This is a genomic window from Clostridium sp. AM33-3 (assembly GCF_003480315.1).
Lineage (GTDB): Bacteria > Bacillota > Clostridia > Lachnospirales > Lachnospiraceae > Brotaphodocola.
The window spans coordinates 32047-48379 of the sequence record NZ_QUIV01000002.1 but is presented as its reverse complement, the minus strand read 5'-3'; the positions used below and the strand labels follow the sequence as shown (position 1 = coordinate 48379).

The following is a 16333-nucleotide window of genomic DNA, read 5'->3' as shown; positions in this document are numbered from 1 at the left end:
CGTTTCACTAAATTCTTATAACAATCCAGCAAATAATCTCATAAATAATTGTCCCAGTCGCAAATATGCACTGCGCCCAGTACAATATTGGTCTGTTACATCACGACATTCTCCCATCGTTCTTATCAGATCATTTTTAATTTCCACAACTGCCTGACAATCTGCCATAAAACAGCCGTTTTCAAAATGATGATATAAGCTTCTATAATCCAGATTGATTGTTCCACAGGTTGCCATACAGTCATCCACTATACTCATTTTCGCATGGCAAAATCCTGGTGTCCATTCATAAACTCGCACTCCATGTTTAACCAATCCATGATAAAAAGAGCGAGTTATATTATAAATGAATTTTTTATCAGGAATTCCTGGTGTGATAATTCTTACGTCTACTCCTCGCTTAGCAGCCAGACATAACGCATGTGTCATTTCGTCTGTTATAATTAGATATGGTGTCATAAACCAACAGTAATTTTCGGCCTTATTTATCATACTGATATAAACTTCTTCTCCGACCTGCTCATTATCCATAGGACTGTCTGCATAAGGCTGAACAAAACCTGTTTGCTGTGCTTTATAATCGTAATGAATAATGTATTTACTAAAATCAGTATCATTCGTAGCTTTTTCACTAACAGCATTCCACATTTCTAAAAATGTCACTGTAAGCGACTGAACAGCATCTCCTTCTAAACGAATACCGGTATCTTTCCACTGCCCATACGGATGCGTATAATTAAAGTATTCATTTGCAAGATTATATCCACCTGTAAATCCAACTTTTCCATCAATTACTGTTATTTTTCTGTGATCACGATTGTTCAAAAATAGATTTAAGCCTGGCACAAATGGATTGAATACACGACAATGAATTCCTATACTCTCCATCTTTTTTACAAAATCTGTGTTAATAAAACCTATAGACCCCATATCATCATAGAATACCCTGACTTCCACACCGGCTTTTACTCTCTCTTCCAGAACATCTTGAATCTTATGCCAAGCTTCAGCATCTTCTATCGCATGATATTCCATGAAGATAAACTTTTGTGCTTTCGCAAGTTCTTCAAGCTGTGCCTCTAATCCCTTCACTGCTTCATCAAAATACTTGATATCCGTATTCTGATAGATTGGATACCACGAATTTCTTTGTATGTAACTTGCAATATTTCCTGCTTTCGGAATCTTTTCTTTTATTCTGCTTAAACACTCCTGATTGTCTGGAAGCATTGGTAACAATTTGCTATCAATTTCTGCATATCGCTCACGCATTTTATGCGTGCCACCATTCAAGCCAATCAATAAATACAGGCCTACACCCATAATTGGGAAAATCAGAATTAAAATGACCCAAGGCATTTTCATAGAAGATGTCTTATCTGACGCATACAATCTCAAAACTAAGATTCCACTTAAAATTCTGGTAAATAAATTTATGATTTCTGCATATTCATTCAAGCGCGTTACGATAGTAATAATAAAAATCACTTCAAGAAAAATACAGATTATGGAAAAGCACAATCGTTTTATTCCATTTTTTGTTTTTGCTTTTCCTTCTAAGGTATCTTGCTTCATATGTATTCCACCTCTTCTTTCTACGTCAGCTCTATATTCAAAATACTATTTATTTTGATAATTGATTCGTTCCCCTTGAATTACTGGATAACAAATCAATTTATTACTTTCCAGATCCTCTGCATGCATATCTACCGCACTGATCTGATGATTTTCATAAGTATTATAATAATAGATACCTTTAATAACATTACAACAAGATGTATACAATGTGATTTCATATTTTCCATCAGTCACTTCGCAACATCCACGTTGCTGATCCACAGATCCAAGAATGTGAAAGAACTGACTAACACTTTCTTCCTCAGATTCACCTGAAATTGCATTTACCTTTGTAAAAGCCACACGCACAAAACGAGAAGAAGATGAAAGATCTCCCGGAAGACCTAAACCTCCCATACCTCTACTATATGCATTAAGAGCCAAATTTCCTCCAAAAGTGTTTTTGGGTTGCTTTGGGGATAAATACATATAATTATTTAATTGAAACATCTGCTGTGGAAATGGCGGATTATTCGTAAGCACTCCTACAGGATTATCGTAAATATGTAGACCATCTGACATAGACTCTACAGTAATTGATTCATTTTCATCAGCGATAATCCAATGTAATTGTGCTAATGGCAATTGCTCACTGAAAGGAGTATTAACAATATTAATTCGATTAAGAAGCTTACGAACTTCTGCTAAAGAAGCACACTGACTTAAAATCCATGGAATAAATTCAAACTGTGCAATATTTTCCACATCTGGTTGAACCTCGGAATAAACAGCATTTCCGACAAAATTCAGACCTGCCATTGCCACTCCTTTTTCATTCATCGCATCATAATATAAAGGATAATCCTCTGCAACATGAGCCATTCCAATAATTGCATAATGATTTTTCATATCGCCAACATGACGGAAATGGAATGGATAGTTACGTGGTGTAATTACTATCTGATCACCGTAAGAGAATTCATAATCGAGGGTTCGTCCAAAGTAAAAATCTTTTGTCTTATAGGTTGCTGCTGTACACATGATTGTTTATCCTCCTAAATAATATGAACTATATCAATAAGTTTTTTGTTGAACTATTCCAGCATTTTTAATATAAAATTGACCTAACACTACATACAAAAGGTATTTACCTTAATTATAACTTTAAATATATCTTATGTACATTATTTTCCATTACAAAAAGTCCACCCACATCTGGATTTCTCCTAATGCCAGTAGACTCTGTTCTATTTCCATTATTATATTTTTATTCAGCTTTCAAGCTCTTCGCCAGACTCGTCAGCAACGCCGCCATCTCCGGATTTCCCAGAACCTTCATCAAAAGGTCCGCATCCACACCTTCCGGAACAGCTACCGTGTTTGCTGTCTGGCCATCTACTGCACCCTTCATCTGCGGATTGAGATTTTCCCTGTTATAAAACGCATCCTCCATTCTCTGTGCATTCTTTCGCCTGTCCTCGTCAATGATATGGCCATATACCTCTGTCACCATGTCCGCCTGTGCATGTCCGGAATCGCCCTGGACCGCTTTGATGTCTCCACCACTAAGCTTCAGCTTGTATGTGACACTTGTATGTCGGAGACTATGAAAAACCACATCCGGCAGTCCCTGTTCATCAATAACCTTCTGCATCTGATCACGTAGATAGCTGTCTCCAATCGGAAGACTAAAGGTCGTAGCCATGACCAGGTTGTAATCCTGATACTCACTGCCAAGGATATCCTTTAATTCATCCTGTTCTTTTTTGATATCGACCAGAATCTGTGCCACAAATTTAGGAATATATACCTTCCGTTCACTGGTATCCGTCTTAGGTGTTTTCAATACCCTGACGGTTTTGTTATTTTTTCTCTGGGAAGGAAAAATCAGGATTACTTCTTTGGAGTCCAGTTCATCGACAGCATTCCTGGATACACGTTCCACTTGCTTGTTAATAAAGATATAAGTCCGGTTTTCAGCAATGGCCTCCTCCGATACATCTACGCAATCCCAGGTAAGTCCCAGAAGCTCACCGAGACGGACAGTAGCCGCAAAAGCCAGATGAAATGCAACTTTTAGCCATTTGTTTTCACAGGCATCAATTGCCTGCATCAGCATTTCCGCTGTCCAGATTTCCCGTTCTTCTGCTTTGTACTTCGGAAGTGTTGCGTCTTTTGCCGGGTTCTTATCCATCATTTCCCATTTTACGGCCTGTCTGAAACAGCTCCTTACTCTGCCTCCTTTAATGCGCATGGAATACGCTGTGTGCCACTGCTCCTGTCTTAAACAGGGTAAATGCCAGAAGAATCGTAAATCCCATAACCCTCCATAGTGAAGCAATGATATCCGTGCCAAATGCTACTGATTGGATCAGGACTGCATTCTCTTCATACATTCATTATAGCTTTTATCATCCATTTTATTTGCCCCAAACAGCCGCTGCATTCGACCTTACAAGCAGTTCTTCCACAGGCAGACCAATCGGACAAATATCATGACAAGATAACGACTTCCCGCATCCCTCAAAATATTTCTTCTTATATTCAGCAGAAATCTCATTCAAATGAGTGCTTTCCTGTTCTTCATTCAGAATCCGAAATGCGTTGACTGCAGCAACAGCGCCTGCGAAAGTCCCATTTGCAGAGAAGTTAGGACACACTTCAAGGCAGCAGCCACACATCAGACAGCGTGCCGACTGGTATCTCGGTTCATGTGTCCACGGATTCATATAAGCTTCACTTTCAAGCCAAAGGTTCAGTTTTTTCAAATTTTCAAACAGAATTGACCGGTCAACGATCAAATCTCTTACAAGCGGAAATTTGCTTAAAGGTTCCAAGATGATTGTAGAACCTTTTAACGTATGTAGAAATGTAGAGCATGCCAACCTCGGACGTTCGTTAATCAGCATGGCGCAAGCCCCACATTTTCGCACCATACAGCTACATTCCCAGCTGATGGGGGTAACTATATTTCCTGAGTTATCTTTCAAAGGGGTTCTACTGTTCAATTCCTTTAGAACAGTGGCAACAGAGCTGTTTTTGCTTCCGTCATACTCAAATTCCTGCCAATAACTGTCTGATTTCTGACTCTCCTGCCGCCTGATTCTTATTTTATATACCAAGTGAATCACCGCCTTTCTGGAACAGGTACAAAGGAAATCTGTATCTGCTTTCCATCAAATCTGGCTACCGTTGTTTTAAGGTAATCATCGTCATTGCTCTTCGGATAATCCTCCCGCCAGTGTGCACCACGGCTTTCTTTTCTTGCAAGAGCACTCTTTAGAACTGCCATGCCAAGCAATGGAAGATTTCCTGTCAGCGCTTGTACCGTTTGAATCCCATTTAACAACGTATTCTCATTTCTGACAACGCCCATAGTCTCCTGCATCACTTTGTTTAATTGCTTTATTTCTGAAATTTGGGACGCTGGTGGAAAATCTATCTGTGTCGCACAAGATAGATCTACTACATCTGCCTGTTCGCATGCTGATTTTGCCGCAACACGTCCTCCGTATAACGCTCCTAACAGAGAATTTCCACCAAGACGGTTGGCACCATGATATTGGGCACAGCATTCTCCGGCAGCGTAAAGATTCTGAATCGGCGTTCTGTGCTGCTCATCCACCAGAATGCCTCCCATAAAATAGTGAATTCCCGGTAAAACAGACACCGGTTCCTTTCGTATATCTTTATGCAGATAGGTCATACAATCGTCTGCCAGACCAGATAGCTTATTTGAAATAATCTCGTCCGATATTTCCGTCATGTCAAGAAATACCTCTGATTCATGGCTGACCTTCCATATCTCTCTGGCGGTAATATCTCGTGGCATCAGATTTCCAAGCTCCGGGTATTTTTCCTCCATGAAATACCATTGTTTTCCATCTTTCATGGCAAACAACCTACCACCTTCCCCTCTGGCCGCCTCGCTGATGAGCATGCGTTTTCCACCACATTTCACAGTTGTCGGATGATACTGGATCATCTCACCATTTGCCAGAGGAACACCAAGCCGGAACAATTCTGCGGTGACTTCTCCTGTATTGCTCAGCGAACCCGTTGTATTTCCAAACAATCCGTGCATACCACCGGTGGCAACAATAACCGCATCCCCCGGTAATTCCACAGTCTCCTGACTGTATTCATCCCTGATTACGCAGCCACAACAAATATTGTCACACAGACGAAGTGTTAGGAAAGAATGATGGCTGAACCGTTCTACCATGCCTGATTCAGTTCTTTGAGCGTGGTTGGCTCAGAACCACCCAGGAAAATTCGGGAATCCATGTTGCCGATGATGGTATCGGCATTGTCTTTATAAATGGCTTTCAGCTGTGATTGTGCCTGGAGAACAAGGCAAGCCGATATTTCACGGCTTCGGATTGTCGCTACCAGTTTTTCCAGATTGGGAATCTGACCGATGTTTGCCATCTCATCAATCAAGCAGCGCACATGAACCGGCAGTCTGCCGCCGTACACATCATCTGCTTTCTCGCACAACAAGTTGAACAGCTGTGTGTAAATCATGGAGATCAAAAAATTAAACGTCGCATCCGTATCTGACATAATCAGAAAGAGCGCCGTTTTCTTATCTCCGAGAGTATCCAACTGCAACTCGTCATAGGCAGTCACATCTCTGACCTCCTGAATATCAAAAGGAGCCAGACGAGCGCCGCAGGAAATCAAAATCGACTTAGCGGTCTTGCCGGCAGCCAGCTTGTATTTTTTATACTGACGGACTGCAAAGTGATTCGGCTTTTTCTTTTCCAGGGCTTCAAACATCAGATCCACCGGGTTCTGGAACTCCTCATCATCTTCCCGCACCTCCATTGCGTTCAGGAACTCAATCAGGGTGGAGAAATTCTGTTCCTCAACCGGAGCTTCATAGTGGATATATCCGATCAAGGCACAGTAGAGCAGCGTTTCCGCCTTCGTCCAGAACTCATCACCGGCTTTTCCATCACCCTTTGTGTTGGCAATCAGCGTTGTCACCAGTTTCAGAATGTCTTTTTCTGAATGGATATAGGCAAATGGGTTATAGTGCATCGACTTCTGAAAGTTGATGGTGTTGAAAATCTTGATGGTGTAGCCATGCTTCAAAAGGGCGTTGCCGCACTCAATCACGATGCTGCCTTTCGGGTCAGTGACCACATAGGAACTGTGCATCTGGAGAAGGTTTGGCTTCAACCAAAAGCGAGTTTTACCGGAACCCGAACCGCCGATAATCAGAACATTCTTATTTCGGGCATTGGCAGGATTCTTCGGGCGATTGCTCATCATCAGCCGCTCCGTTTTCGTCAGGATCACATTGTCCTCGAACTTTGGTGCAATAAACGGCTCAATATCTTTTGCCGTTCCCCAACGAGCAGAACCGTACTCAACATTGTGTCGGTACTTCTTTGCGTTTTTGCCTTTTAGATAGACAGCCAGCCGAAGTCCTGCGCCGCAGAGAATACCAATCAGCAAATCCAACGGGTGAAAGCTGGGAAACGGATTGTTCAGGGCTATCGGAAGGGCATGAAAAAAGCTGAGGATTTTCGCAGATGAATCTGCCCCCTCAGCCAATCTCCATGCTTCTCCTAAATTCGTAGCGAACAACCCTACCAGAAAATACGGTAAATTCAGAATCAGGAGCTTTTTCATTTTTCTCTTATCCATCACAGATCACGCTCCTGTTTCTTCTCTCGAACCTTCTTCGGAATCGCTGCGACAATTTCCTTGAACTTCTTCAGCTGCGCCAGAACGCTCGGCTTTTCATTCTTGGTTAATGCCCTTGCCTGATGTTCCTTGCAGATTGCATCCAAAGCATCTGCATCTTTAGAACGGACAAAAACAAGAAACCGGGGAGGATCAACGGACTTATCTTTTCTTACGGCAAAGTCCACGCCATACTTCTTGGCGAGCTTTTCAAAATCACGGATACTCTCTTTGTCGATCTCAACATTCGTAGCACCCTGATTCTGTCCCAAAAGCTGTTTCACGGATTGCTTTCCATGAACGGCAGGGTCTCGTGCCTTTTTCATCTTCACTTTTTCCCGGTGCTGCAAATACTTGCGGATACCGGCAATGATAGTGCGCCCCGTCAGCTTGGTTGTGCTGATCGCCAGGTTTACTGTTCTGTTTTCAACTTCTTCCTGCATGATTCATCACCTCCTGCAAGCAGTAGAGTGAACAGATTATCGTGCCATATCTCTGTGGTCGTAATACAGATTGCCCTTGGCAACTGCGGCATGGCTGATAATCTTGATATTGCCAGCTTTCTGGTTATCCAGAGCCTTCTGATAACCCACATCGCTCAAATACAGGCGATTTCTTTCGCCTTTCCAACCGACAGGCGATTCATCGGTCAGCACATCGAAAATAATCATGTGCTTGGTGGCGTCATCAAATCGTGCCAAGTCCATATAGGTATGTCCCTGGTACTCCTTGGCACCATCCTGAATCCGCTTTCGCTCCATCAGCTCTCCAATCGTCGAATTTCTTTGCATAAGAACCTCCTTACAGAACATCTCGGTCAGGGTTACTTTTGTGGGGAACCGAATCAGCTTTGACAGGTGCATCTTCTTTCTTCACCATGTCATCCGGCAGGGGAAGCGCCATAATGCTGCGCCCCATGCGTACAAAAGTCTCAGGCTGATGAAAGTGTTCCTCAAACTGCTTCATCAGTTCCGGGGACAGAGAACAAAAATCATCCTCGCCCAATCCCACAACCAGAAAATCACCGGCGATAATGTCATAAATATCGCCGTCATCATCACGCAGCGCACGGTTCAGTTCTTTGCCTACGAGTTTACCTTCGTCGTGCATCACCAGTGCAACCGGCTCATTGAACGGATAAGTTGCCTCAATATCGCCACCTACGGCTTTCTGCAAATCCTCCAGCTCACAGCCGATCTGCACAGCCTGCGGATACATGAACGGCTTTACCAGCAACACATTCATGGTATCTGCCTGTTCTTTCTGAACCTCCCGTTCCTCGGTCGTGCCGAACGCAACACCGGTAAAGTTTTCGGAGTCCAGAATGTACTCCGAATTGTAATAAGCGGCTCTAACCTGTTCCTCTGCCGCATCGTGAGATTCTGCTTGCACCGTAACCGTTTTCTCCAAGGTTTCGGTGATCTTCACATCGTATTCTTTCAAGTTTCGATACCTCCGTTTCTTTGGAAATAAGAAAAGCGACCATCCATGAACCTGTTACAGTTCATAAATAGTCGCATCCACATCGGCTAAAAGCTCGAACAAGCAAATATCGTCCAGTTCGCAAATCAGGGAACCCATGTCGAAGAAAATATCGTCCTCGCATTCCACCGTAGTAACCACGCTGCGGTGTTCGTTAAGACAAATGGCTTCTTCCTTGTCCATCGTGATCGTAGACATACAGGACACCACATAGAATGTCATATCTTCTGCTAACCACAGCTCCTTGCTCTGAATCGTGCGAACTTTTTCATCGCCGCTCATATCTTCTACATAGGACAGAAGCCGCACGGCTCTGCTGTTCAGAAGTACCTTTCCCTGATAGTCGATACCCTCACCAGCAGAGGACAATACTCGATACTCGCTAATCATCTCGGCATTTTTCTGAAACGACTTTGCCAGAAGCGCAGGAGAAATATCATCGAACTCCTCACTGTAGTTTACGAGCATATCTACCATATAATCAGGATCGCAAAGGTCGTAGAGTTCTTCCAAAGCGCCCTGAATGTTTTTGGGTGTAAACATTTTTTACCTTACCTTTCCATTGATTTTTCTCTTTTTTTCTGCCATTGCTCCAAAAGCTGAATGATTTTATCCTCCATCTGCTTGTTGGTATAGGACTTCGGGAAGTATTTTCGCAACGAATCCGTTTTGAAGGTTACTCTGTCCAGCTCTCCCTTCTTGATTTCATTCATAATCTCGCACATCGCATCCAGCGTACACTCGCCCTCCTGTGCGAGCTTTTTAATTCGCTGTGCTTGCGAAAGGGAAGGAGCTGCTTGAGCATAATCCATTGCAGAAAGAAAATCCTTCTGTTCTTCACTTGCCAGATAGGAAAGCTCCACCGCAGGATTGAATTTGATCTGACCCGTATCTACCATATCCAGCAGTTCCGGAATCAGTTCGGTCAGACGGATATAACGGTGTACCTGATTTCTGCTTTCTCCTGCCTCCTGACCGACTATATCCATTGCCTGCAACTTCATCCCAACTTGGGATGAAGTTAAATCGGTGCGTTGACCTTGATGTTTAATCGCATCCAGCTTCATCTTATAAGCAAATGCTCTTTCACTCGGCAGGATACTCTCCCTCTGCAAATTCGCATCAACCATCAAAATAATGGCTGCATCATCGTCCAGGTCACGAACAATCGCAGGCATGGTTTCCTTACCCGCAAGCTCCGATGCCCGGTGCCGCCTGTGACCAGAAACGATTTCATAACCACCGTCGGGGTCAGGACGGACAATCGCAGGAGTGAGAACTCCGAAATCTCGGACGCTCTCTGCCGTTTTCATCATTTCTTCATCATCAACCACACGGAAGGGGTGTCCCTCAAAGGGGTGTAGCTCAGAAAGCGGAATTTCCTGCACACGCTCCTGCTGGGCTTCAGCTCTGGATTGATCGGTGGAGAAAATATCATCGTACCCCTTCAAGCTGATGTTTGCGCCTTTTTTCTGCATTGTTTAACACCTCCTTCGTCAGAATTTTATAGGCTTCGGCAACTTTGCCTTTGGGATCATGCTTGAAGATACTGGTTCCCTCTGCGCTGATTTCCTCTGCACGGACAGAGCGGGGAATGTCGGTCTTGTAAACCTTCAGCTTTCCGCCGTAGCTCTCCCGAATCAGATTGCTGATGTCTTTGGAGTAGTTGGTGCGGCTGTCCACCATCGTCAGAAGAATCCCTTCAATCCTCAGTTTCGGGTTGATTTGCCTCTTGACCTTGTTGATGGTTCCAAGCAGCTGTTCCAGACCCTTTGCAGGAAGGTATGCTGCCTGAACCGGTATCAGCACATTGTCGGCAGCTGCCAACGCATTGACGGTCAGCATACCCAAAGACGGCATACAGTCAAGAAGAATGTAATCATAATTCTGTTTGACTGTATCCAGGTATTGCCGGAGAATGGTTTCCCGGCTCATGGCATTGACCAGTGCTACCTCCATACCTGAGAGTTCGATGTTGGACGGCACCAAATCAACGCCCTCCGGATGATGAAGAATCCCTTCATCGGGAGTAATAGGGTTTTCCATCATAATCTTTCCCATCAGATCGGAAAGTGTCGGAGACAGATCATCCGGGCAGGGATTGCCCAAACTGACCGTCAGGGAAGCCTGGGGATCGGTGTCTACCAGAAGCACCTTTTTTCCTTCAAGAGCCAAGCCAACGCCCAGATTCTCGGTGGTGGTGGTCTTTCCAGTGCCTCCTTTCTGATTGACCACCGCAATGATGGTTGCTTTTTTCGACATTTATCGTCACTCTCCTTCCTCTCGCTTCATTTTCAATTTCTTAAATCCTCCTTCCAAATATCCGTGTGACATATCGTGCCGAACAAGAGCATCGTAGTAGGTGTCTATTGTCGTCGGCGCATTGTATATCGTAGTCAGCATATACTGACGGATATTTCTAATCTTTGTGGTGTTCTCCTTGAAGCAGTCCATAACATATCGAATGTGTTCGGCATTCAGTTTCATAAACCGACTGCGGACAATTTCTGCCGGACGCTCCTCTGCACCAATGCGAATCAACGGTCGCTTCGTGCAAACTGTTTCAACGATCAACTCCAGAATGTTATCCAGCATTTCGGAATCGTAAGGGTAATCCTTCTTCAACAAATCCATACTGAGCTGATCCGAGAAATAATCAAAGTATTCTTGATACCGGTCATTCTCGTCCATCATTCCACCATTTCCGGAAGGAAAGATAGAATCAGTATCACTAAATTCAGTATTTTTAATATCAGTATTATTACATTGTGATTTCGGAAGTTCTTGAGTTGTGATTTCCATTGTTCCAGAATTGTGATTTTCACAATTCAAGAGTTGTGAATCCACAGCAGAGATAAAGTTCTTCACATAGATCAGGTTGGGCTTTCCCAAACCCTGGCGCTTACGTTCAATCAATCCTGCTTTCTTCTCAAGTTCACTGAGCAGCTTGATAGCCTTTTGTTCAGCACAGTTCAGAGCCATCTTCGCTTCGTCGATTGTAAAAATGATATACACTCTACCGTTTTTATCTATCCAACCATTCTTGGCAGACAGGCTCATGCGGTCAAGCAAAATGCCATACAGCATCTTGGCATCGGCAGAAATATTCCAGAACCTCTCGTTCGTGAACAACACCTTCGGAACTCGATAGAATGTGAATAGATCGGATTGCTGACCGTAAAAATAATCAAAACTCACACGGCTTCACCACCTTCTTTCTGCGGAAAACTTTCTGTTGTCAGCGGAATGCTGCGGAAAGTCGTATCCGTCTTTTCGTAAGGACATCGGGCAAAATAGTAGAAGCGGTATTCCTGTTCATACACATCCATATCAACGAAGCCCCACTTCACGCATAACCTTCTTCGTACACCAACCAATGCACGGGTGATCTCGCCCATAGGGACAGCCATCACATTCCGACTTGGGTTTCGGCGGCAAAGAGATTAAGTAGTAGCAATTATTTCTACCCAGACGGCAGCCCTTTCTGCCATTCGTCCAGAAGTAGCAGTAATGACAGTCGCTCGGCTTGTCTGCGGTATAAACAGGCTTGCTCAAATAAAACACCTCCAATCTCTTGTATTTGCCCATGGGTTTGGGCATAAAAAAAGAGCGCCTATCCATCCCCAATGCGGGGCAAATAGACGCTCTATGTACATAACGATATTTAATTTTATCTGCTATAACTGCATGGTATTCAAAACATCCGCCTTTTTTGATTAGCTGGATTTTTGGCACGATTTTGGGGCTGATTAGCAGGAAGGGCATTTTCATTAGCAAGAACAGCCCGTTTTCTGCTAAAAATTAGCTGGCGATTTTGTCTTATAACAACCGTTCGATTCTGGAGGGGTTGTCAAAAATCAAATTTTGGAGTAGAATTTTATCTCATACAGTGAAAGAGCTTTTTCGTAGCTTTTTATATAAGAAAAGCCGAAAACCCTTGAAAACAAAGGCTTTCGGCGTTGTTCACTGGCGTCCATAAGAGGATTTGAACCTCCGACCCCACGCTTAGGAGGCGTGTGCTCTATCCAGCTGAGCTATATGGACGTGTCTGATATATGATTATAGCCCGATCAAAGTCGAACTGCAATCCCTTATTTAGTTTTTTTTGAGGTGGCCGTTGTAACGCAACCTTAGGAGGCGTGTGCTCTATCCAGCTGAGCTATATGGACGTGTCTGATATATGATTATAGCCCGACCAAAGTCGAACTGCAATCCCTTATTTAATTTTTTTGAGGTGACCGTTGTAACGCAACCTTAGGAGGCGCTTGTTATATCCATTTAACTATGAGAACATCGTACGCGAAATGTACTTATATAGAATAACAAAAATCTCGCAAAATAGCAAGTCCTACGATTCTGCAAATTTTGCCGTTCCCTGCATCCAGATCTGTCCCTTAAAGCGGCGTCCTACCTTTGGCTCGCCCATCAGATCCTTCTGGGCAATTCCTACATGGAAAAGCATATCGCTGCAGCTGATAGTCAGGTCATAAACCATTTCACCGCTTACCCGGTTTTCCCTGATCTCAATCCCGGTGATCTCACCGATAATAGAATACTGGTCACATTCGATGCCGCAGGGCATGAAGCTGGAGTCCACAATAGAGTACAGATCTTCCTTCATGGCACGTCTGGAAACCTGGGAGTACAGATCAATGTCCTCAATTGTCAGCGTTTCCATGGCATCTTCATCGCCTTTCTTCGCTGCCTCTAACAGGTTATTGCGGTCTCTTGCCGCCACCTTCGCCATCTCAATCTGCTTTCTGGTTTTGTGAAGTGGAAGCAGAACCTTCCCCTCAATAGCCAGACCGGTCAGATTCACAGATTCTGTCGTCCGAGGCATACGCTTTGCCTTGCGCTCACGGTACTCATAACAGTTTCCCAGATAGAAAATCAGAGAGATTCCAACACGGTATTCATCGAGCAATCCCGCGTAAGTCTCTTTTTCCGTATGCCGCTGAATCGAGCAGTCCGTTGTAGAAGAAACATCCGAGGAATTCAGATAAGGATAGTAATATTCGCACTGAAAGGCGCCCTCTTCATCCATCTCACCCATCATGACAATTCCCATACCAGGTGCCACCTCAGCCCGCAGTTCACAGAGATTGGTTTCTTCATCCAACTGGATCCGGCGCCATTTGGCAGATGGGATCAATGATGCCAGAAGCTTTTCGATATCACGCTTTTTTCTATATGTGCTAAAGCCAATGCTTCGCAGAAATTTATGCATATGCTCACCTTCTAAACCGTCTAATTTGAAAGGGCGAAGAAATTCTCCGCCCTTTCTTTACGCCTCATTATACATGATAGCAATGCAGTTTTCAATTATTACATACATAAATTACAGTATTTGAAAATTTCATGTTTTTCACATTTTCCATCCTGCCCAAATTCGCAATTGTTTTTTTATGCATTATGCTATATAGTAAAATCATTATCATACTCTGATGAAAACTGATAAGAGGAGGCACACAATTATGAATCAGCATATCCGCACCATCGCCATTCTGGGCGCAGGCGCAGTAGGTTCCTACCTGGTTATGGGACTTTCCGACAAGTATAAAGAAAATCTCTGGGTCATCGCAGATGGGGAACGAAAAGACCGTCTCGCCAAAAATGGCCTGAATATCAATGACAAAGTCTATTCTCTTCATATAAAAACACCGGCCGAAGCCCATGGTGTGGATCTTCTGTTTGTCTGTACAAAATACACCCAGCTTCGCGATTCTCTGCCGGATATCGAGACCATCACTGATAAACATACCATGGTGGTCAGCCTCCTAAACGGTGTCGACAGTGAGGAGCTCATTGGTCAGCGCATCGGCATGGAGCATATGATTTACTCTCTGATCCGCATTGCCTCCCATCGAATCGGAAATTCCATTCATTTTTCACTTCCAAAAGGCTACAACGGAATCTACATCGGAATTCCGAACCAGCCTGCCTGCCAGGATCCAAGGCTTGCTGCTATTGCGGAGATTTTTGCTGACACACCGGTTACTCTTCATTTAAGTGATGATATCCTGCTAGATATGTGGGATAAATTCGGCTTAAATGTTTCCCGCAATCTGCCTCAGGCCATTCTTGGTGTCGGCATCGGAGTTTATGATGACAGCATCTATGCAGATGCCATTATGCGCAGAATGCGCCATGAGGTTGTCCTGGTAGCCAATGCAAAGGGCATTCCCTTAACAGATGAATTTAAAGCCGCCAAATGGCTTCCGTCCCAGCGCTATTCCACCCTGCAGGATCTTGATGCACACCGACATACCGAGATTGATATGTTTTCCGGTGCCCTGATCCGCATGGGAAAAGAGGTTGGCGTGGAATGCCCTTATAATGAAATGACTTACAATCTGATCAAAGCACTGGAAGAAAAGAACGACGGAAAATTTGATTATTGATCTGTGTTTAATTCTTCCGGATATATCTGTTTTCCGAATTCAAAGGCTTTTTGCAGATAACCTGTGCGTTCAATCTTTGGTTCGCCGTTGGTGTTTCCGCAGCCGCCTGCTAACAGCATGCCTTTATCATGAAAACCTATATAATTCACCACCGCAAGACGATAGAAGGATACCGCCTGCTCAAAAGCCCAGCAGGAAAAAACACGTTACCAAATTCATAACAAAAGAAAATGAAGAGGAGAAGCCGCGTGTGTTTGCGGCCTTTCCTCTTCATCCTGATCCATAGCAACTATAACAAATGACTGTTATTGATGATGATCACACCATCTTCCATTTTTTCAATATTCGCTTTTCCGATGATGCCCCTCTGGATTTTCAGTATATCCGTCTAATACCACCATTCTCATAAGCCCAGAATCCCCATTTAATTCTACTCTGCAATTTTTCTCTTCAAATATTCGATACTGCAATCATACACCTGATTTTTCCATGATACCGAACTAAATTGATGATTGGATCCTGGAATAATCTCAAGTTTTACATGCTTTCCATACAGATCCAGATATGGTCCAATTGCATAAACCGGCACCTTTTCATCTAACTCTCCATGAACCAACAAAACTTCCTTTTCATATCCTGCAGCCCGCTTAACAATATCAAGCTTACGCATCTGGCTCAGGAACTCACTGGACATCATTAATCCTCCGATATCGTAAGTCTCTTTATAACTGCCCGGAATCGCATGCACTCTGCTGCTGATATCATAATATGCCACATTGCCAGGTGCCCACATAATTGCTCCCTTGGGCTGTAATTCCGGAATGATATTTGAAACAATTGCTCCGCCAAGGCTGTGTCCTACCGGATAAAGATTATCCGGATCACACCAGCTCTGTTCTTTTGTCCAATTATAAATTGCCTTTGCCTGCTCAATCTCATCCAGATAACGCATCTCAGAAAAATCGCCGTCACTCTCTCCACAACCGTAAAAATCAAATTTCACACAGGCAATTCCGTTTTCCACACACTTTCTTGCAAAAAGCTCATGTAGCCTCATAATACCAATCCGGTCCACGCAGAATCCATGGTAAAAACACACGGTTGGGAATGGCCCGTCTCCCTCTGGAGTTCTGACATCTCCGCGAATCAATTTTTCATCGACCATTAATTCTACATTCATAAACATATCGCACTCT

17 protein-coding genes, 1 tRNA gene and 1 pseudogene are annotated in these 16333 nt (G+C 43.7%); 1 reads left to right on the top strand and 18 read right to left on the bottom strand.

The genetic code is table 11. The features are described 5' to 3' along the window. Nucleotides 1-15 precede the first annotated feature (15 nt). The 17 genes and pseudogenes from cls to DW819_RS01380 form a co-directional block, all read right to left on the bottom strand. Entirely contained in the window at nt 16-1575 is a 1560-nt protein-coding gene (gene cls / locus DW819_RS01460) for a cardiolipin synthase (protein ID WP_118562364.1), read from the bottom strand. Nucleotides 1576-1620: 45 nt separating this feature from the next. Next, nucleotides 1621-2598 (bottom strand): choloylglycine hydrolase, encoded by a 978-nt coding sequence (gene bsh, locus DW819_RS01455; RefSeq protein WP_118731749.1) that lies wholly within the window; start codon nt 2596-2598, stop codon nt 1621-1623. A gap of 226 nt (nt 2599-2824) precedes the next feature. After that, nucleotides 2825-3754, bottom strand: a complete 930-nt coding sequence (locus tag DW819_RS01450; protein ID WP_243025485.1) for a site-specific integrase — start codon at nt 3752-3754, stop codon at nt 2825-2827. A gap of 46 nt (nt 3755-3800) precedes the next feature. Next, nucleotides 3801-3953 (bottom strand): hypothetical protein, encoded by a 153-nt coding sequence (locus DW819_RS15545; protein WP_182432546.1) that lies wholly within the window; start codon nt 3951-3953, stop codon nt 3801-3803. 24 nt (nt 3954-3977) lie between these two features. Next, nucleotides 3978-4679 (bottom strand): 2Fe-2S iron-sulfur cluster-binding protein, encoded by a 702-nt coding sequence (locus DW819_RS01445; RefSeq protein WP_118629616.1) that lies wholly within the window; start codon nt 4677-4679, stop codon nt 3978-3980. 5 nt (nt 4680-4684) lie between these two features. Beyond that, complete coding sequence (locus tag DW819_RS01440; protein ID WP_347560147.1) at nt 4685-5782, bottom strand: FAD-binding protein; 1098 nt, start codon at nt 5780-5782, stop codon at nt 4685-4687. 8 nt (nt 5783-5790) lie between these two features. Beyond that, nucleotides 5791-7215 (bottom strand): annotated as a pseudogene (locus DW819_RS01435) (type IV secretory system conjugative DNA transfer family protein); the annotation flags it as partial. Continuing rightward, nucleotides 7215-7697, bottom strand: coding sequence for a PcfB family protein (locus tag DW819_RS01430; RefSeq protein ID WP_002304320.1), 483 nt, complete (start codon nt 7695-7697; stop codon nt 7215-7217). The gene DW819_RS01430 and the pseudogene DW819_RS01435, both read right to left, overlap by 1 nt. Before the next feature lie 36 nt (nt 7698-7733). Beyond that, nucleotides 7734-8045: a DUF5720 family protein gene (locus tag DW819_RS01425; protein WP_002304317.1), complete on the bottom strand. Its 312-nt coding sequence runs from the start codon at nt 8043-8045 to the stop codon at nt 7734-7736. Between the two features lie 10 nt (nt 8046-8055). After that, the gene (locus DW819_RS01420) at nt 8056-8697 is read right to left on the bottom strand and encodes a DUF3846 domain-containing protein (RefSeq protein WP_002588969.1); all 642 of its coding nucleotides are present in this window, start codon (nt 8695-8697) and stop codon (nt 8056-8058) included. 54 nt (nt 8698-8751) lie between these two features. Next, nucleotides 8752-9279, bottom strand: coding sequence for a hypothetical protein (locus DW819_RS01415; RefSeq protein WP_002304315.1), 528 nt, complete (start codon nt 9277-9279; stop codon nt 8752-8754). Nucleotides 9280-9287: 8 nt separating this feature from the next. After that, nucleotides 9288-10214, bottom strand: a complete 927-nt coding sequence (locus tag DW819_RS01410; protein WP_002304314.1) for a ParB/RepB/Spo0J family partition protein — start codon at nt 10212-10214, stop codon at nt 9288-9290. Then, a complete protein-coding gene (locus DW819_RS01405) occupies nt 10171-10998 on the bottom strand; it encodes a ParA family protein (protein ID WP_002304313.1) in 828 nt (275 codons plus the stop codon). The genes DW819_RS01410 and DW819_RS01405 overlap by 44 nt, the downstream gene beginning before the upstream one ends. 6 nt (nt 10999-11004) lie before the next feature. Beyond that, a complete protein-coding gene (locus DW819_RS01400; RefSeq protein WP_002304312.1) occupies nt 11005-11934 on the bottom strand; it encodes a DUF6017 domain-containing protein in 930 nt (309 codons plus the stop codon). Further along, nucleotides 11931-12134, bottom strand: a complete 204-nt coding sequence (locus tag DW819_RS01395; RefSeq protein ID WP_223385014.1) for a hypothetical protein — start codon at nt 12132-12134, stop codon at nt 11931-11933. Before DW819_RS01395 ends, DW819_RS01400 begins: the two co-directional genes overlap by 4 nt. A gap of 569 nt (nt 12135-12703) precedes the next feature. After that, nucleotides 12704-12780 (bottom strand) — tRNA-Arg (locus DW819_RS01385). 304 nt (nt 12781-13084) lie between these two features. Continuing rightward, nucleotides 13085-13963 (bottom strand): DUF3881 family protein, encoded by an 879-nt coding sequence (locus DW819_RS01380; protein WP_118731748.1) that lies wholly within the window; start codon nt 13961-13963, stop codon nt 13085-13087. A gap of 247 nt (nt 13964-14210) precedes the next feature. Here DW819_RS01380 and DW819_RS01375 point away from each other — a divergent pair, with 247 nt between their 5' ends. Then, on the top strand, nt 14211-15137 hold the full coding sequence (locus tag DW819_RS01375) for a ketopantoate reductase family protein (protein ID WP_118532005.1): 927 nt from the start codon (nt 14211-14213) through the stop codon (nt 15135-15137). A 430-nt stretch (nt 15138-15567) separates the two neighbouring features. On the opposite strand, the gene DW819_RS01365 is transcribed toward DW819_RS01375, so the two are convergent. Then, on the bottom strand, nt 15568-16323 hold the full coding sequence (locus tag DW819_RS01365; RefSeq protein ID WP_118532007.1) for an alpha/beta hydrolase: 756 nt from the start codon (nt 16321-16323) through the stop codon (nt 15568-15570). Nucleotides 16324-16333: the final 10 nt, after the last annotated feature.